Here is a 16,734-nt window from a genome sequence, read left to right on the forward strand (position 1 = left end):
GCGATCAGGAAATCGCGCGCGCCGGCTCATGATGCCAATGGCTGGCCAGGCTGCCATCGAGCAGCTTGGGCAGGAACTCCAGCGCATCCTCGAAACCGGTGATCGGCACGTAGTCGATGCCGGTGGCCCGGCAATGCTCGATCAGGCGATGCTTGGCGAACACGAAGTCGACGCGGTCGGCGGCGCAGAAATCCGAGGCGCCGTCGCCGATCAGCAAGGTCTTCGCGCCGGTCGTGCGGGCCTGCGCCACGCAGGCGCACTTGCAGGTACCGCTGCGGCAACCGTCCGCCTGGAACGGCGAGGTCAGCTGCCACTGCTTCGGCGGCTCGGCCGGTGACAGGTGGTTCGCTGCCAGCGGCAGCGTGTCCAGACCGTAGCGGCCGAGAATCTTGTGGATCGCGTAATCGAGACCGTCGCTGACCACGCGGATCGGCACGTTCAGTTCGCGCGCCTTCGCCACGAAGCCGGGAAACGCATGGTCGATCCACAGCTCGCCCAGATGCGCGTCGAGTTCCGCGCGGGTCATCTGCAGCAGATCGACCTGGCCGGACATGCACTCGCGCGAACCGATGCGGCCGGCGCGCCAGTCCTGCTCCAGCACTTCCCAGCCGGGGCGGCCGAAACGGTCGAGCAGGGAGTCGATCACGTCTTCGACGGAAATGGTGCCGTCGAAATCACACAGGATGGTCCAGCCAGACTCGGACATCGGTAACTCACGCTAATAACGATACTGCACAGGGTAGAAACGCTGCCTTTCGGTGTCCTTTCCCCCACCCGGCATGCACACCCTTCCGTACAGCTGACTGCCGCCACCGTTGATAAGCAAACCGAAAGCTGAACCGGGTAACTTTCGAACTCCGAAGACAGGCCCGCGCCTGCCATGTGGGAGACATGACATGCCCGCATTGCGATCCTGGCTGTTCAGCGCCGCCATGCTTCTGGCTTCAGGGAGCGCCTGTGCCGCTGGCGGCCCACTGGGCATCGACCACCGCCTCCATTACGACAACAGCGGCATCTGGAAGCGCACAAACCAGAACGTGCTGATGTACGGCACTATCCTCACGGTCGCCGGTGGCGCCTTCGCCTTCGGCGATCAGGACAAGCTGGGTGACACGTTTTGGCGCTCCGTGGATGCACTGGTCATCACCAGTATCGGCACTGAGGCGCTGAAGTTCACTTTCCAGCGCGAGCGGCCTACGCAAACCAGCAATCCCGATCGCTTCTTCGCCGGATCGCATGCGCAGAGTTTCCCGAGTGGCGAAGTGGCAGCCATCTCGGCGGCGGTCACGCCGTTCATTGCCAACTACGGTGAAGATCATCCCGCGGTCTATGCACTGGCCCTGCTGCCGGTCTACGACGCAGTGGCGCGCATGAAAGTTCGCGCCCACTGGCAGAGCGACGTGCTGGTCGGTGCCGCGATCGGCACCGGGGTCGGACTATGGGCAGCCCACCGCAACTCGCCGCTGATCATCGGCTGGCTGCCCGGCGGCTTCCAGGTCGGCTTCATCCATCATTTCAAGTGATGCTTTCGCACATCACGCGGGACATGCAGCGCTGATCGGTATCCTGTAAGAGAAAACTAAGCAGGTCGCCATGAAAATGGCTCATGCACCAAACCCGACAGCAGCGACACCTCCGTGCCATGCCGCCTCATCCTCTCTTGCGTTGGTGCCCCCCCTCCGCAGCTCTCTTGATGCTGGGCATCAGTGTGGGGCTGACCTTGACCGGCTGTGCCACATACGCACCCCTTCCACTCGGGGGCGGTCAAGGCGCGCCCAGCGTGATGCAACTGACCGCGCCGGTGGCGTCGATGCCGGCGCTGGCGCTACCGGATCATCGTTTCGATCCCTCGGACGGACTCGATGTCACCGAGGTGGCTATGCTGGCGGTGATCAACAGTCCGGCCCTGAAGGTCAAGCGTGACGAGCTCGGCATCGCCCGCGCGCAAGCGTTCGCTGCAGGTCTGCTGCCCGATCCGCAGCTGAGTTTCAGCGAGGATTTCCCCGGTCACACCGGCGCCGGCACGAGTACTGCGTACAGCCTCGGCCTCAGCGAGGACATCACCGCCTTGCTGACACGTTCGTCACGCCGCGCAGCCGCACGCAGCCAGGCCGAACAGGTGAATCTCGACCTGCTGTGGGCGGAATGGCAGAGCGTGGCACAGGCACGGCTGCTGTTCGATCAGGTACAGACCCTGCGCGCGCAGCAGGCACGGCTGACGGTCGAGCAGACTGCGCTGGCCCCGCTCGAACCCTCCATCAATGCGGCCCTGCGTGCCGGTAATCTCACTTACGACAGTGCCAGCGCCGGCTTCAATGCCGGTGCGGATATGCGCAAGCGTCTGGCCGACTCGGCGATCGCGCTGCATCAGGCGGAAACGGATCTGCATGTCCTGCTCGGACTGGCACCGCGCGCGCCGCTCGATCTGGTCGGCGCGCCGTATCAGACCAGTCCGACGCCGGAACAGACACAACAGGCGCTGGCTGACCTGCCACGGCGACGGCCCGATCTGCTCGCGCTGCAGGCCGGCTATCAGTCGCAGGAGGAAAAATTGCGTGCGGCTGTGCTCGCCCAGTTTCCCGCATTGAGCGTCGGCTTCAACACCGCGCGCGATACCAGCAACGTAACCACCCACGGCTTCAGCATCGGCATCACCCTGCCGCTGTTCGACCGCAACCGCGGCAATATCGCGATCGAGAAAGCCACCCGGCTGCAGCTGAAGGATGACTACGAGGCGCGCATGCTGGATACCCGCAGCGACATGCAGCGGCTGGTTGCCGATCTCGCCACGCTGGCGCAGCAGCGCGTGACACTCACCGCTCATGCGCAACAGCTGGACGCGGCGCGTCGTGCCGCCGAAACGGCGTGGCAGCAACGCCTGCTGGACTGGCCGACGTATCTGGCCATCCGCGGCAACGCGCTGAGTGCCGACCTCGATCTGCTCGACCTGCAACAGCAGCAAGCGACCCAGGCGATTGCACTGGAAGCCCTGCTCGGTAACACCGACCTTGCCACCGCCCAACCCGTCTCCGTCAAAGCAGCCACGCCATGAACCGTTCCGTCCTTTTGCCCAATCTGTGCGCGCTGTTGCTGGTCGGCCTGCTGGCCGGTTGCAGCCATGGCGCGGCGGATGACGAAGACGCCGCCGCGCCGGCGGGCCAGGTCGCGGTGACCACGGCGATGCCGGTGCAGCAGACCTTCCACGACACCGTCGAAGCCTGGGGCAGCGCGACCGGCGATCCGCAGCACGCACGCACGATCAGCCTCGCGCATGGCGGCCAGGTGATTGCCATGAACGTGGCCGCCGGCCAGACCGTCAAACGCGGACAGCCGCTGTTGACGGTCACACCCGACCCGGCGGAACGCAACACTTACCTGCAGTCACAGAGTGCGCTGACCCTGGCCAGCGGCGAGCTCAAGCGCACCGAACAACTGGCCGCGCAGCGGCTGGCCACGGAGTCGCAATTGGCCACCGCACGCAAGGCGCTGGCCGACGCCCAGACGGCGCTCGACGCACAGCACGCGCTCGGTGGCGGTGCGGCCGAGGAGGTCGTCACGGCACCCGCCGACGGTGTGGTCACCACGCTCAGCGTGGGACTGGGTGATCGCTTTGCGGCGAACGCGCCGTTGTTCGGCTTCACGCCGGCGCATGCGCTGGTCGCCCAGCTCGGCGTGCAGCCGGAGGATGCGGCAAAGCTGCATGCGGGCATGCCGGTGCAACTGCGCAATGTGTATGGCACGACCGGATTTGCCGGCACGCTGCGCATGATCGGGCAGTCGGTGGACCCGCAGAGTCATCTGCTGAGCGCCCAGGTCGAGCTTCCCGCTGAAGCCAGTGCGACGCTGGTCGCCGGCACCGCCCTCGACGCGCAGATCCGCACGGCCGATTTCAGCGCATGGGCCGTCCCGCGCGCCGCGGTGCTGCATGACGAACACGGTGATTATCTGTTCCAAGTCGAGCACAGCCACGCCAAACGCGTTGGCGTGACGCTGCGCAGCCCGGACGGCGATACCGTCGGCGTACAGGGTGCGCTCGATGCGCAGGCCAAAGTGATCGTGCTGGGCGCCTACGAGCTCAGCGACGGGGATGCGGTGCGGGAGTCTGCCAAGTGAGCATCACTGCATGGATGCAGCGCCATCGTCGCTCGCTGCTGTTTCTCGCCTTGATGCTGACCATCGGCGGTATCGCCAGTGCGCTGCTTATGCCGGTGGCGCTGTTCCCGAACGTGGCGTTCCCGCGCGTGCAGGTCACCCTGGATGCGGGCGACCGCCCGGCCGACCAGATGGCGATCGAAGTGACCACGCCGGTGGAGGAAGCGATCCGGCGCGTGCGTGGCGTGCGCGACGTGCGTTCCACCACCGGTCGCGGCAGCGCCGATGTGGCGGTGACGTTCGACTGGGGCGCAGACATGAGCGCGGCGCTGCAGGAGGTCAATGCCGCGGCCGGACAGATCCTGCCGCAGCTGCCTGCCGGCACCCAGCTGTCCACTCGGCGAATGGACCCGACCACCTTTCCGGTGCTGGCCTACAGCCTGCGCTCGCATGCGTTGTCGCCGAGTGCCTTGCATGATCTGGCCGAGTATCAGCTGCGCCCGCTGCTGAGTGGTATCAGCGGTGTCGCGCAGGTCCAGGTACAGGGCGGCGAGGTGGCCGAGTTCCATGCCGATGTCGATCCCGGCAAGTTGCGCGCGCTGAATCTGAGCCTGAGCGACGTCGCTGGCGCGGTCAGCCACGCCGCGACGATCCAGGCGATGGGCCGCGTTTCAGACCACTACAAGCTGTACCTGCTGCTGGCTAACAACCAGCCGGCCACTGTCGCGGCGTTGCGCGACATTGTGGTGCGTGCCGGCCCCGCCGGAGTGGTGCGGCTGGCTGATGTGGCGGAGGTCAGTCTCGACCATGTGCCGCAATGGATCCGTGTCAACGCGGATGGCCAGAATGCCGTGTTGCTGCAGGTCTATCAGCAGCCCGACGGCAACAGCGTGCAGATCGCCAACGAGGTGAAGCAGCGTCTGGCCGACTACGCACCGCAAATGCCGGCCGGCGTACAGATCGCCAACTGGTACGACCAGACCCAGCTGGTAACCGGCGCGGCCGCCAGCGTGCGTGACGCGATCCTGATCGGCATCGTGCTGGCTGGGCTGGTGCTGTTCGTGTTCCTGCGCAATACGCGGGTGATCCTGGTCGCGCTGATCGTGGTGCCGGCGGTGCTGGCGATCACCGTGCTGCTGCTGTCCGTGCTCGGCATGAGCTTCAACATGATGACGCTCGGTGGCATGGCCGCGGCGGTCGGCCTGATCATCGACGACGTCATCGTGATGCTCGAACACATCATGCGTCGGCTCAATCAGGGCGAAGGTGAAGTGCACGAGCGCATCGCCGGCGCGGCGTGGGAGTTCACCCGCCCATTGACCGGTTCCAGCGCCGCCACCGTGGTGATCTTCCTGCCGCTGGCCTTCCTGACCGGCGTCACCGGCGCATTCTTCAAGGCGCTGTCGCTGACCATGGCCAGTGCGCTGATCATTTCCTATCTGCTGACCTGGATCGCGGTGCCGCTGCTGGCCGAACGCTTCCTGGACAAGCGTCATCTGGTCGAACATCCGCAAGGTCGTTTTACAAAGGGCATGATGGAGCGCTATCAGAGCGTGCTGCAGCGCTGGCTGAAGCGGCCGTTGCTGGTGCTGCTGCTGGTCGTGCCGCTGCTGGTGCTGGGTGGCGTGGCGTATACGCAGGTTGGCACCGGTTTCATGCCGAAAATGGATGAAGGTGGTTTCATCCTCGATTACCTGTCCAAGCCCGGTACCTCGCTGGAGGAAACCGACCGCTTGCTGCGGCAGGTCGAGACGATCATCCGCGCGAACCCGAATGTCGACACCTACTCGCGGCGCACGGGTCTGCAGCTGGGCGGCGGTCTCACCGAGGCGAATCAGGGCGACTTCTTCGTACGCCTGAAAAACGGTTCGCGCCCCTCGACCGAAGAGGTGATGACGGAAGTGCGCACCGAGGTCGAGCAGAAAGTGCCGGGACTGGACATCGAATTGTCGCAGTTGATGGAGGATCTGATCGGCGATCTGGTAGCGGTACCCCAACCGATCGAGATCCAGCTGTACAGCGATGATCCGGTGGAGTTGAATGCCGCCGCCAGCAAGGTTGCCGACGCAATCAGCAAGATCACCGGCGTCGTCGGCGTGCGCAACGGCATCAATCCCGCCGGCGATGCGCTGACCGTGCAGGTCGATCCGGCCAGGGCGGCACTGGAAGGGCTCGATCCGACCAGCGTCACCGATCAGGTAACGGCGGCGATCGATGGCACGGTCGCCGCCCAGTTGCCGGAAGGCAGCAAGGTGGTTGGCGTGCGCGTGCGTCTGCCGGAGAATTCGCATCAGCGGCTGGAGCAGGTCGCCGCATTGCCGATACGCGCGGCCGACGGCCACCTGCTGCCGCTGTCGCGGGTGGCCACGCTGCAGCAGGTGCAGGGCCAGCCGGAGATCACCCGCGACAATCTCAAGCGGATGGTCGCGGTGATCGGCCTCATCAGTGGGCGCAGCCTCGGTTCCACCATCGGCGACGTCAAGAAAGTACTGGCCCAGCCCGGTCTGCTGCCGAAAGGCATGTTCGTTCAGCTCGGCGGCCTGTACCAGCAACAGCAGCAGGCGTTCCGCGGACTGACCATCGTGATGCTGGCGGCGATCGCGCTGGTGTTCACCTTGTTGCTGTTCCTGTACGAGAGTTTCCGCGTGGCGCTGGTGATCCTGGCGATGCCGTTGTTGGCGATCCCGGCGGTGTTCACCGGGCTGTGGCTGACCGGCATCGAGCTCAACATCTCGGCGATGATGGGCATGACGATGATCGTCGGCATCGTCACCGAAGTGGCGATCTTCTATTTCTCCGAGCTGGAGGAGGCTGCTGCCGAAGCGCCGTTGCACGAGGCGCTGCACGAAGCCGGCAAGCACCGCACGCGCCCGATCCTGATGTCCACGCTGGCGGCGATCCTCACCCTGCTGCCGCTGGCGCTCGCGCTCGGCCAGGGCTCGCAGATGCAGCAGCCGCTGGCAGTGGCGATCATCGCCGGCCTGCTGGTGCAGGTGCCGCTGGTGCTGCTGGTGATGCCGGTGCTGTATTCGCTGTTGCGGCGGCGTGATACGGCAAGGGCCGGCTAAGGCGCGCATAAGCCTGTGCCGGCATCCTGCAACTGTAATACCCCTTCCCTCTCCTTCGAGGTGCCACCATGCAACTACGGCTTAGCAGTTTCATTCCGGCGCTGCTCGCGCTTGCCTTTCTTCCGCAAGCGGCCACGGCGACGACGCCGAGCGCGACGACTTACCAGGTGCTTTCCAAGCTGCAACTGGGTGGACCCGGCGGCTGGGATTACCTGAGTTTCGACGCGCAACGACATCATCTCTTCGTCAGTCGTGGTGACCACGTGCTGGTGATCGACGTCGATCAGAACAAGCAGGTCGGCAGCATCGCGGATACCCAGGGTGTGCACGGTATCGCCGTGGCGCAGGATCTCCACCGTGGCTTCACCAGCAACGGCAAGAACGCCTCGGTGACAGTGTTCGATCTGGATACGCTGAAGACCGTCGCCACCATCACCGGCACCGGCGAAAAACCCGACGCGATCCTTTACGACGGTGCCTCGCATCACGTGCTGACCTTCAACGGCAAGAGCAGCACCGCCAGCGTGATCGATCCGGCCAAGAACGCGGTGATTGCCACGATTGCGCTGCCCGGCAAGCCGGAATTCGCGGTATCCGACGGCGCTGGTCACGTCTACGTGAACCTCGAGGACAAGTCCGAGCTGGTGCAGATCGACTCGACCAGCAACAAGCTGCTCAACACCTGGTCGCTGGCACCGTGCGAATCGCCGAGCGGACTGGCCATCGACGCGAAGCATCACCGCCTGTTCTCGGTATGCGACAACCAGAAGATGGCAGTCGTCGACGCGGGCAATGGCCACCTCGTGACCACGGTGGCGATCGGCGACGGTCCCGATGCGGTGGTGTTCGACGATGCCACCTCGATGGTCTACAGCTCGAACGGCGAAAGCGGCACGATCACCGCCGTGCACGAAGACGCACCGGATCACTACAGCTTGACTGCGAACATTCCCACCCAACCCAGCGCGCGCACGCTGGCACTCGACCCACGCACGCACCGGCTATATCTCTCTGCGGCACAGTTGGGTACCACCAAACAGGCGAATGGCCGTCCCTCCATGGTGCCGGACAGCTTCAGCATCCTCACGGTGGGGCAACACTGAGCACGGATTGACGAACGCCACCGGCATTCACCGAATGCCGGTGGCTCTCACGCTTGTCGCAACGGAATCACCACGCGCACCCGCAGCCCGTTGCCGAACGGTGAGTCGAGCAGCTCGATCGTTGCGCGATGCAATTCCGCCGCCCGCTGCACGATGGAAAGTCCCAGTCCGTAGCCTTCGCCACGACTGCTGGCTTCACGATGAAAGCGCGTGAAGACCTGTGCGCGGTGTTCCGGCGGAATACCGGGGCCATCATCGATCACATCCAGCACCACGTCCTGCACGCCCTGCTCGATCGACAACTGCACCTGCCCACCGGCCGGCACATGCCGCATCGCGTTCTCGACCAGGTTGCGCAGCAAGGCCGCCAGAGCTGCCTCGTAACCTTGCACGATCACCTGCTCGCTGGATCGCACGAAGCTGAGTTCCACACCGCCTTCCGCAATCACCGGTGCCAGTTCCTCGATCACGTCGACCGCGATCGCGACCAGATCGACCGCGGCATACTGGCCCGACGCCGCGCCAGACTCCAGCCGGGCCAGCGCCAGCAATTGCTCGATCCGCCGGGCTAGCGCGGCCACCACATGCTGGGCGCTGGTCAGGCTGGCGGCGGCTTCGGTCGGGTCGGTCGTGGCCTGTGCACTTTCGAGATTGATCATCGTCGACGCCAGTGGCGTGCGCAGCTCGTGCGCCACGTCGGCACTGAAGCGCTGCTCGCGCTCCAGCGCATCGGCCAGACGTTGCAGCCGGTCGTTCAACGCGCCGAGCACCGGTTGCAGCTCCAGTGGCGTGCGCTCAAGCACGATCGGCGCGCGGCTACCCAGCTCGCGCGAGGCCAGTGCGCGGGTCAGCGCTTCCAGCGGGCGCAGTCCGCGCTTCACCGCCCAGCCCACCAGCAGCGCCAGCAACGGCAGGCCGAGCAACAACGACAGACCGTGATCAAACCACAGCGCTTGCGTGATTTCCTGGCGGCTGTCGTAACGCTCACCCGTCCGGATCACTACCCCATCGACCTGATCGGCCAGCGTGAAAACACGCCAGTTGTACCCTCCCTGTCGCACATCCCGGAAATCCGCATCGCCCGGCTGTGGTGGCGGCAAGACGGCGAGATTGGTGGTCGCCAGTACCACGCGTCCCGCCTTGTCGAAAACCTGAAAGCCCACCTCGGGTTCGTGGGTATAGCCGTGCCGTTTCATCGCCGATGCATGCGCAGGCTCGCTCGGCACCCGTATGCCCGGCCCGGCGTCGCCGCGCAGCGAATCGATGCCGGCATGCTCGATGAGCACCTGCAGCGTCCGCGCGGACTGCGCCAGACGACCGTCCAGCAGCTCGTCCACTTCGCGGATGGTTCGTTGAAAACTCAGCAGCCCAAGCGGCAACAACACCGCAACCAGCACCAGCACGATCAGCCAGCGCAGCCTGGCGCGCAGGCTCGACAGCATCATTTCGGCTCCCGCGGAATCATGTAGCCGAAACCACGCACGGTATGGATCGTCTCGAAACTCAGCTTTCGACGCAGCGTATGCACCAGCACCTCCAGCGCGCTGTTCCCCACGATGGTATCGAGGCCGTACAACGAGTTGATCAGGCTCTCGCGGCGCACCAACCGGCCGGCGCGTTCGATCAGTATCTGCAACAGCGAAAACTCGCGCCGGGTCAGCTCGACATGCTCGCCGCGGAACATCACCTGCGACGTGCCCAGATCGAGGATCAGCGCGCCGGCCTCGATACGGTTCACGGCGAGGCCCTGCGCACGCCGGCTCAGCGAACGGATCCGCGCGCCCAGCTCGTCCAGATGAAACGGCTTGATCAGATAATCGTCCGCGCCGGCGTCCAGGCCATGCACGCGCGCCTCCAGCCCGTCCCGCGCGGTCATCACGATCACCGGTGTCTTGACATGGGCGTTGCGCGCCTCGGTCAGCACATCGATCCCGTCCATGCCCGGCAGTCCGAGATCGAGCAGCACCAGATCCGCCGTCTGGTCGCGCAAGGCCATCAGCGCCTCGCGGCCGTTGCGCAGCCAGCTGACGGTGTAGCCAAGGCGCTCCAGCGCACGCTGGATGGCGGCGCCGAGTTGCTGGTCGTCTTCCACCAGGATGATGTGCACGGATAACTCCTTCGCTGGGTGCTGCCGCCGATGATGCGGGAACGGCAACCGCCTTTCGGCAATTATCTGGCAGATCGCTTACAAAGCGCTTAAGTGCCGTCACGACGGCCCGCATCCAGCGGCGATACACTCGCCCATCGTTCAAGTTCTGCCTGGCAAGGAGTCGATATGACGAAGTCGCTCGCCGCACTGGTCGCTGTCTTGGCCTTCACCCTGCCGATGCCCGCTGCCCACGCCGATCAGACGATCGTGTTCCTGCGTCACGGCGAAAAGCCGCCACTGGGACTGGGCCAACTCAGCTGCCAGGGCCTGAACCGCGCGCTGGCGCTGCCGCAGGTGCTGCAGGCGAAGTTCGGCACACCCACCGCGATCTACGCGCCCGATCCGGGAATGACCGCGAAAGACAAGGGTGTCGAATACAACTACGTCCGCCCACTGACCACCATCGAGCCGACCGCGATTCGCCTCGGCCTGCCGGTCAACACCTCGTTTGGACTCCGGCAGATCCAGCAGCTGGAGCAGGAGCTGCTCAAACCCGTCTACAGTTCGGCGACGATCTATGTGGCGTGGGAGCACAACCTGGCGTGGCAAGCAGTACAGCAGCTAGTTGCCGCTGCCGGTGGCAAGGCGCAACAGGTGCCCGCATGGGCCGACGATGACTACGACTCTCTCTACGTCCTGCGCGTGAAGTGGCAGAACGGCAAGCCGGTTTCTGTAAGCTTCGAGAAAGATGCGGAAGGGTTGAACCATCAGTCGGCTGAATGTCCCGCCGCGCGTTCCTAGGCGAAGGACAGCAACATATTTCGGGACCAGGAGGAATTATGTTCAGGGACTCATTGCTTGCAATGGCTGTTGCACTGTTCTGCCTATCAACAACAGCCGTCTGCCAGGAAGCAGCCACGCAGGCTCCGGGCTGGGACCCATCAGAATTTCAGCTTGATAAGGATGGCCCTTGCAGTTTTGAGCTAGGCGCAGCTTCTTCTTTGATAAAAATACGTGATTCCGGTCAAAGTAGAGAAAAAGTCATCAGTACTCTCCCACCCAGGGGGCAATCTGATAGCAACCCTTCCGTATCGACCATGTATTCCGTATTGGATGATATCTATGGGAATCCAACTGTCGCGAGATTTCCCTATTTTGCCTATCGAAATATCACATGCATGCGTCGCCATATGGGAAAGCCGATACCACCAAATTTTTCTTCAGTCGCGCCTCAAGTGATGGCGTGTCAGAGCAAGTTTGGTATGGAGGCATCCGACCATCTGATCAGTTGCATCCAAGCCGCTGTTGAAGGCAAAGCACCATAAGTGCTGGGGTCATGTCGAGTTCCGCACCACCTCACCGATCATCCTGCGTCCAGATCGTCCCCTCCTCCTCGCGCACCGGAAAACTGGCGATCGGCTCGTACGCCGGCGGCTTCGTCACCGCACCAGTACGCAGATCAAAACGCGCCCCATGCCGCGGACACTCCACTTCGAATCCATGTACCTCGCCGCCGGCCAGATCGCCGCCGTCATGCGTGCAGGTGTCCTCGACCGCGTACAGCGCGCCGTCGATGTTGTAGACCGCGATCGGCGTGTCGCCGTCCCACACCACCTTGAATTCGCCCGGAAGAAGCTCGCTGCGTGTGCCGACTTTCACCCAGCCGTTCATGTCGACGGCTCGGCGAGGTCCTTGACCAATACTTCGAAGCGCAGGTCGTCGCGGCGGGGAATGCCGAAGCGTTCGTCGCCATAAGGAAACGGCTTGGTGATGCCGGTGCGCTGATAACCGCGGCGCTCGTACCACGCGATCAGCTCGGCGCGGACATCGATCACCGTCATCCGCATGACCGGAAGTTTCCATTCGTCGCGCACGATGCGTTCGGCTTCGGCCAGCACGGCCTTGCCAAGGCCGGCGCTCTGCAGGTCGGGACGCACCGTGAACATGCCGAAATAGCCGCCACCGTCCTGTTCGCAGATGTGCGCACAAGCCAGCCATTGGCCATCGCGCTCGGCGATGACGACACGGCTGCGCGGCCGTTCGATATCCTGACGCAACACCTCCGGATCGATACGGTTGCCGTCGAGTATGTCGGCTTCGGTGGTCCAGCCTTTGCGGCTGGAATCGCCGCGATACGCGGAGGTGACCAGTTCGACCAGGGCCGGAATGTCGTCGATGGTGGCGGCGCGATAGTGCAAAGGCAGTAGTGTGTTCATGCCGCGATGATAATGCCCATGCGCCCCGCGTCACCATGATCTGCAGCAACCCCCGGCAACGGCCACCCGTGACCTTCGACACTGTCTGGCACCCTGCTCCACTGCCTACGGTGCAGGATCTGTCTGCCCATGACGGGCAACACATGCGCGATTGCGCGAACCAGGGAGAACCCATGAAACATCGACTCGTGAAACCGCTGGCGTTTGCCGTAGGCATGGCCTTGTGCACCGGCGCGCTCGCCGCGCCCTCCAGCGTGTTCAACGTGCAGGAGATCGACAGCACGATCAACGCCTGCAGCGACTTCAACGGCTTCGTCAACGCGAAGTGGGTAGCGGCGAATCCGATCCCCGCCGACCGCACGCGCTGGGGCTCGTTCGACGAACTGCGCGAGGCCAGCCTCAACGTGCAGCACAAGATCGTCGACGATGCCGCCAGCCGCGCTGCCAAGGCCGCGCCCGGCTCGATCGAGCAGAAGATCGGTTACCTGTACGCCTCCGGCATGGACGAGGCCGCCATCAACAAGGCCGGCTTCGATCCGATCAAGCCGCAGCTGGCACGCATCGATGGCCTGAAGAACAGCGCCGACGTGGTCGGCTACATCCGCGACAGCTATGCGCAGGGCGAGCCGGTGCTGTTCCGTTTCGGCGGCAATGCCGACTACAAGAATTCGAACAACGAGATCGCCTACGCCGGCCAGGGTGGACTCGGCCTGCCGACCACCGACTACTACAGCAAGCCGGAATTCGAAAAGATCCGTACCGCCTACGTGGCGCATATTGCCAAGCTGCTCGAGCTCGCCGGCGTCAGCGCGACCGCTGCACGGCAGCAGGCCAAATCGGTGCTGGCCTTCGAGACACGCCTCGCAGCAGCTTCGCTGGCACGGGTGGAGATGCGCAAGCCGGAGAACAACTACCATTTCGTCAGCATTGCCGATGCCGACAAGGTGACGCCGAGCTTCGACTGGGCTGCGTTCTTCAAGGCACAGGGCGCCGACGTGAAGGACGGCTTCTCGCTGTCGCAGCCGAAGTTCTTCGCCGAAGTGCAGAAGATGCTCGGCGATGTACCGCTTGCCGAATGGCAGGCCTATTTCCGCTACCACGCGATCGACGGGGCGGCGCCTTACCTGTCGACGCCGTTCCAGCAGGAAGACTTCGCGTTCGGCGAGCGCACCCTCAACGGCCAGAAGGAAATGCAGCCGCGCTGGAAGCGTGTGCTGGGCACCACCAATGGCGGAATGGGCATGGCGCTGGGTCAGCTGTACGTGGCCCACAATTTCTCGCCGGACTCCAAGCAGCGCGCCCAGGAACTGGTCGACAACCTGCGCGCCGCGTACAAGACGCGCATCGAGAACCTGCCGTGGATGAGCGATGCCACCAAAAAGAAGGCACTCGAGAAGTGGGCCACCTTCGTGCCGAAGATCGGCTACCCGGACAAGTGGCGCGACTGGTCGGGTCTCACGCTGACACCGGACAACTACTACGCCAACGTGCAGGCAGCGGCCAAATTCAACTACGACTACCGGATCGCGAAAATCGGCAAGCCGGTGGACCGCAGTGAATGGGGCATGACGCCGCAGACGGTGAACGCCTATTACAGCCCGCAGCAGAACGAGATCGTGTTTCCCGCGGCGATCCTGCAGCCGCCGTTCTTCGACGCCAAGGCGGATGACGCGATCAACTACGGCGGCATCGGTGCGGTGATCGGCCACGAGATGGGCCACGGCTACGACGACCAGGGCAGCAAGTTCGACGCCCAGGGCAACAACGTCAACTGGTGGACCGAGGCCGACCGCAAGGCATTCGAGGAGCGCACCACGAAGCTCGCTGCCCAGTTCGACGGCTACGAGCCGCTGCCCGGCAAGCACGTCAACGGCCAGCTCACCATGGGCGAGAACATCGGCGATCTCGGTGGCCTGAATGCGGCGTACACCGCGCTGCAGATGGCACTGTCGAAAAACCCGGCCGAGGCGAACAGGAAGATCGACGGCTACACCCAGGACCAGCGCTTCTTCCTCAACTGGGCGCGCGTGTGGCGCGGCAGTATCCGACCCGAGGCGCAGCTCACCCTGCTCAACACCGATCCGCACGCACCGGCGCAGTTCCGCGCGATCGGTGCGCCGTCGAACATGCCGGAGTTCGCTCAGGCGTTTCAGTGCAAGCCCGGCAATGCGATGGTGCGTTCGCCCGAGACGCAAGTGAAGATCTGGTAAGTCACAGCCACTGAGTCACCCCCGAAAAGCCGCGGCCATCGAGCCGCGGCTTTTCTACAGGGATCGGCGGTATCGAGAAGTACTTGCCGTCGTCAGACCGATGACGCGTGCGCCCTGCCCGCCTCGTACACCTTCAGATGTGCGTAGACCACGGCGAGCAGCGAGTGTTCGTCGTGTCGCCGATCGGCGCGCGCCAGCATGTCGCCGATCACATGATCGGCCTCGATCGCGTGGCCGTGCTGCAAGTCGCGCAGCATCGACGCGGTCAGGCTCGAGCCGGCTTCGGTCAGCACGCTGCGGGCGCGCTGCATGGTCGCCTCGCCCGGCGCATGGCCGGAGCGTTCCGCCACGACCCGGCATTCCTCCAGCAGGGTGAGCGCAGCGGCGCGACCGCCGGGTGCAGCGACGATATCGCCGACCGATCCGCGCATCAGACAGGTGATGCCAGCCAGCGACGCGAGGAACACCCATTTGTCCCACATGTCCTGCAGGATTGTGGCACTCGGACGCGCGTCGAAACCCGCATCCGCCAGACTCCGCGTGATCCGCTGCATGCGCTTGGACGCGCTGCCGTCGCGCTCGCCGAAGCTGAGGCTGTGCGACTGGTTGAGGTGCTGCACGCCACCTTGCGCATCCAGCGTGGCGGCGATCACGCACTGCCCGCCAAGCACATGTTGCGCGCCAAATCGCGCATCCAGCAGATCCAGCTGACGCATGCCGTTGAGCAGCGGCAGGATCGCCGTATCCGGGCCGACCGCCGGCGCGATGTCGGCCATCGCCTGTTCGAGACCGTACGCCTTGCAGCTCAGCAGGATCAGATCGTATGGCGCTTGCAGATTGGCGGCCAGCACGGTCGGTGGCGCCGGCAGATCCGCATCACCGGTCGCGCTGCGAATGGTCAGGCCGTGCTGCGCCAGCTGCGCCGCGCGTCGCTCGCGCACCAAAAATGTCACGTCGCGCCCATGTTGCAGCAAGCGCCCACCGAAATAACCACCAGTAGCGCCAGCGCCAACGATCAGGATACGCATGGATCAATCTCCTTTCGGCGCGGGGTTTGCCGTCGTGTGCAGGCGTGCCGCCTGGGCGTCCTTCTCGCTCCACAGCGTGTTCACCCAGAACTTGATGCGCCCACGAAACGCCGCGTCTTCATCGTAATTGCCGGTCAACCCGGCCTCGATCGGAAGCTCGCGCACGTGCACACGGATATCGTGCACACGCCCGGCGATCAGATCCATCATCGTGCACGGGCCTTCCGGATAGACGATGGTGACATCGAGAATCGCATGCAGCGCATCGCCCATCGCGTCGAGCACGAACGCCACACCGCCAGCCTTGGGCCGCAGCAAATACCGATAAGGCGAAGACTGCGCATCGTGCTTGGCCGGCGTGAAGCGGGTGCCCTCGGCAAAGTTCATCACCGACACCGGCATGTGGCGGAATTTCTCGCAGGCAAGCCGGGTCGCTTCCCGGTCCTTGCCCTGCAACTCAGGATGTCTGAGCAGGGTTTCCCGCGAATAGCGTTTCATGAACGGGAAATCCAGCGCCCACCATGCCGGCCCCAGCAACGGCACCCAGATCAGCTGACTCTTGAGGAAGAAACGCAGGAACGGGATGCGCCGATTGAAGATCTTCTGCAACACCGGGATATCCACCCAGCTCTGGTGATTGCACAGCACCAGGTAATTGCCGTCGCGACGAAGGCCGTCGAGCCCATCGACCTGCCAGCGTATGCGAGTGAAGACATCGAACAACGTGCTGTTGACGGCGATCCAGCTCTCCGCAATGACGATCAGCACGCGCGAGCACGCGAGTCTGATCGCGCGTATCGGCAGCACCAGCTTGACCAGCGTGAAGGCGAACAGCGGCAACACATGCAGCACGATGTTGATCGTGAGCAACAGCATCGCCAGTGGTATGCGGATGAATCCGGGGAGTGAGGTGAACATCAGGGTCGGC

At 64.2% G+C, this 16,734-nt stretch carries 15 protein-coding genes; 8 read left to right on the forward strand and 7 right to left on the reverse strand.

Annotation, left to right across the window (positions count from 1 at the left end; translation table 11 throughout):
* Positions 1-4: 4 nt before the first annotated feature.
* A complete protein-coding gene (locus tag IE071_RS08860) occupies positions 5-706 on the reverse strand; it encodes an MtnX-like HAD-IB family phosphatase (protein ID WP_189440718.1) in 702 nt (233 codons plus the stop codon).
* Positions 707-896: 190 nt separating this feature from the next.
* Between IE071_RS08860 and IE071_RS08865 the strand changes: the two genes are divergently transcribed.
* The 5 genes from IE071_RS08865 to IE071_RS08885 all read left to right on the forward strand — a co-directional run bounded on the left by IE071_RS08865 (position 897) and on the right by IE071_RS08885 (position 8,263).
* The gene (locus IE071_RS08865) at positions 897-1,523 is read left to right on the forward strand and encodes a phosphatase PAP2 family protein (protein ID WP_189440719.1); all 627 of its coding nucleotides are present in this window, start codon (positions 897-899) and stop codon (positions 1,521-1,523) included.
* A 260-nt stretch (positions 1,524-1,783) separates the two neighbouring features.
* On the forward strand, positions 1,784-3,052 hold the full coding sequence (locus IE071_RS08870; RefSeq protein WP_308427772.1) for a TolC family protein: 1,269 nt from the start codon (positions 1,784-1,786) through the stop codon (positions 3,050-3,052).
* Positions 3,049-4,113, forward strand: coding sequence for an efflux RND transporter periplasmic adaptor subunit (locus IE071_RS08875; RefSeq protein ID WP_189440721.1), 1,065 nt, complete (start codon positions 3,049-3,051; stop codon positions 4,111-4,113). The genes IE071_RS08870 and IE071_RS08875 overlap by 4 nt, the downstream gene beginning before the upstream one ends.
* The gene (locus IE071_RS08880) at positions 4,110-7,160 is read left to right on the forward strand and encodes an efflux RND transporter permease subunit (RefSeq protein ID WP_189440722.1); all 3,051 of its coding nucleotides are present in this window, start codon (positions 4,110-4,112) and stop codon (positions 7,158-7,160) included. Before IE071_RS08875 ends, IE071_RS08880 begins: the two co-directional genes overlap by 4 nt.
* A 68-nt stretch (positions 7,161-7,228) precedes the next feature.
* The gene (locus tag IE071_RS08885; RefSeq protein ID WP_189440723.1) at positions 7,229-8,263 is read left to right on the forward strand and encodes a YncE family protein; all 1,035 of its coding nucleotides are present in this window, start codon (positions 7,229-7,231) and stop codon (positions 8,261-8,263) included.
* 47 nt (positions 8,264-8,310) lie between these two features.
* On the opposite strand, the gene IE071_RS08890 is transcribed toward IE071_RS08885, so the two are convergent.
* A complete protein-coding gene (locus tag IE071_RS08890) occupies positions 8,311-9,708 on the reverse strand; it encodes a sensor histidine kinase (RefSeq protein WP_189440724.1) in 1,398 nt (465 codons plus the stop codon).
* Positions 9,705-10,370 carry a response regulator gene (locus IE071_RS08895; protein WP_189440725.1) on the reverse strand — a complete coding sequence of 222 codons (666 nt, stop codon included), beginning with the start codon at positions 10,368-10,370 and terminating at the stop codon, positions 9,705-9,707. The genes IE071_RS08890 and IE071_RS08895 overlap by 4 nt, the downstream gene beginning before the upstream one ends.
* Before the next feature lie 168 nt (positions 10,371-10,538).
* Between IE071_RS08895 and IE071_RS08900 the strand changes: the two genes are divergently transcribed.
* Positions 10,539-11,153 (forward strand): hypothetical protein, encoded by a 615-nt coding sequence (locus tag IE071_RS08900; protein WP_189440726.1) that lies wholly within the window; start codon positions 10,539-10,541, stop codon positions 11,151-11,153.
* Entirely contained in the window at positions 11,132-11,677 is a 546-nt protein-coding gene (locus IE071_RS08905; protein WP_189440727.1) for a hypothetical protein, read from the forward strand. Before IE071_RS08900 ends, IE071_RS08905 begins: the two co-directional genes overlap by 22 nt.
* Positions 11,678-11,708: 31 nt before the next feature.
* Here the strand turns inward: IE071_RS08905 and IE071_RS08910 are convergent, their stop codons facing one another.
* A complete protein-coding gene (locus IE071_RS08910; protein WP_189440728.1) occupies positions 11,709-12,023 on the reverse strand; it encodes a non-heme iron oxygenase ferredoxin subunit in 315 nt (104 codons plus the stop codon).
* The gene (locus tag IE071_RS08915) at positions 12,020-12,568 is read right to left on the reverse strand and encodes a GNAT family N-acetyltransferase (RefSeq protein ID WP_189440729.1); all 549 of its coding nucleotides are present in this window, start codon (positions 12,566-12,568) and stop codon (positions 12,020-12,022) included. Before IE071_RS08915 ends, IE071_RS08910 begins: the two co-directional genes overlap by 4 nt.
* 173 nt (positions 12,569-12,741) lie before the next feature.
* Between IE071_RS08915 and IE071_RS08920 the strand changes: the two genes are divergently transcribed.
* Positions 12,742-14,778 carry a M13 family metallopeptidase gene (locus IE071_RS08920; protein WP_189440730.1) on the forward strand — a complete coding sequence of 679 codons (2,037 nt, stop codon included), beginning with the start codon at positions 12,742-12,744 and terminating at the stop codon, positions 14,776-14,778.
* Between the two features lie 92 nt (positions 14,779-14,870).
* On the opposite strand, the gene panE is transcribed toward IE071_RS08920, so the two are convergent.
* Together panE and IE071_RS08930 are read right to left on the reverse strand one after the other, a co-directional pair.
* Positions 14,871-15,806, reverse strand: coding sequence for a 2-dehydropantoate 2-reductase (gene panE / locus IE071_RS08925; RefSeq protein WP_189440731.1), 936 nt, complete (start codon positions 15,804-15,806; stop codon positions 14,871-14,873).
* A 3-nt stretch (positions 15,807-15,809) separates the two neighbouring features.
* On the reverse strand, positions 15,810-16,724 hold the full coding sequence (locus tag IE071_RS08930; RefSeq protein WP_189440732.1) for an acyltransferase: 915 nt from the start codon (positions 16,722-16,724) through the stop codon (positions 15,810-15,812).
* Positions 16,725-16,734 lie beyond the last annotated feature (10 nt).

Origin of the sequence: Rhodanobacter panaciterrae, from assembly GCF_014651895.1 — a bacterium.
Taxonomy (GTDB): domain Bacteria; phylum Pseudomonadota; class Gammaproteobacteria; order Xanthomonadales; family Rhodanobacteraceae; genus Rhodanobacter; species Rhodanobacter panaciterrae.

Excerpts from the sequence above, each read along its gene's own strand:
- IE071_RS08860 (WP_189440718.1), bottom strand. The coding sequence starts at position 706 with ATGTCCGAGTCTGGCTGGACCATCCTGTGTGATTTCGACGGCACCATT.
- IE071_RS08865 (WP_189440719.1), top strand. The coding sequence starts at position 897 with ATGCCCGCATTGCGATCCTGGCTGTTCAGCGCCGCCATGCTTCTGGCT.
- IE071_RS08870 (WP_308427772.1), top strand. The coding sequence starts at position 1,784 with ATGCAACTGACCGCGCCGGTGGCGTCGATGCCGGCGCTGGCGCTACCG.
- IE071_RS08875 (WP_189440721.1), top strand. The coding sequence starts at position 3,049 with ATGAACCGTTCCGTCCTTTTGCCCAATCTGTGCGCGCTGTTGCTGGTC.
- IE071_RS08885 (WP_189440723.1), top strand. The coding sequence starts at position 7,229 with ATGCAACTACGGCTTAGCAGTTTCATTCCGGCGCTGCTCGCGCTTGCC.
- IE071_RS08890 (WP_189440724.1), bottom strand. The coding sequence starts at position 9,708 with ATGATGCTGTCGAGCCTGCGCGCCAGGCTGCGCTGGCTGATCGTGCTG.
- IE071_RS08900 (WP_189440726.1), top strand. The coding sequence starts at position 10,539 with ATGACGAAGTCGCTCGCCGCACTGGTCGCTGTCTTGGCCTTCACCCTG.
- IE071_RS08905 (WP_189440727.1), top strand. The coding sequence starts at position 11,132 with ATGTCCCGCCGCGCGTTCCTAGGCGAAGGACAGCAACATATTTCGGGA.
- IE071_RS08910 (WP_189440728.1), bottom strand. The coding sequence starts at position 12,023 with ATGAACGGCTGGGTGAAAGTCGGCACACGCAGCGAGCTTCTTCCGGGC.
- IE071_RS08915 (WP_189440729.1), bottom strand. The coding sequence starts at position 12,568 with ATGAACACACTACTGCCTTTGCACTATCGCGCCGCCACCATCGACGAC.
- IE071_RS08920 (WP_189440730.1), top strand. The coding sequence starts at position 12,742 with ATGAAACATCGACTCGTGAAACCGCTGGCGTTTGCCGTAGGCATGGCC.
- panE (WP_189440731.1), bottom strand. The coding sequence starts at position 15,806 with ATGCGTATCCTGATCGTTGGCGCTGGCGCTACTGGTGGTTATTTCGGT.
- IE071_RS08930 (WP_189440732.1), bottom strand. The coding sequence starts at position 16,724 with ATGTTCACCTCACTCCCCGGATTCATCCGCATACCACTGGCGATGCTG.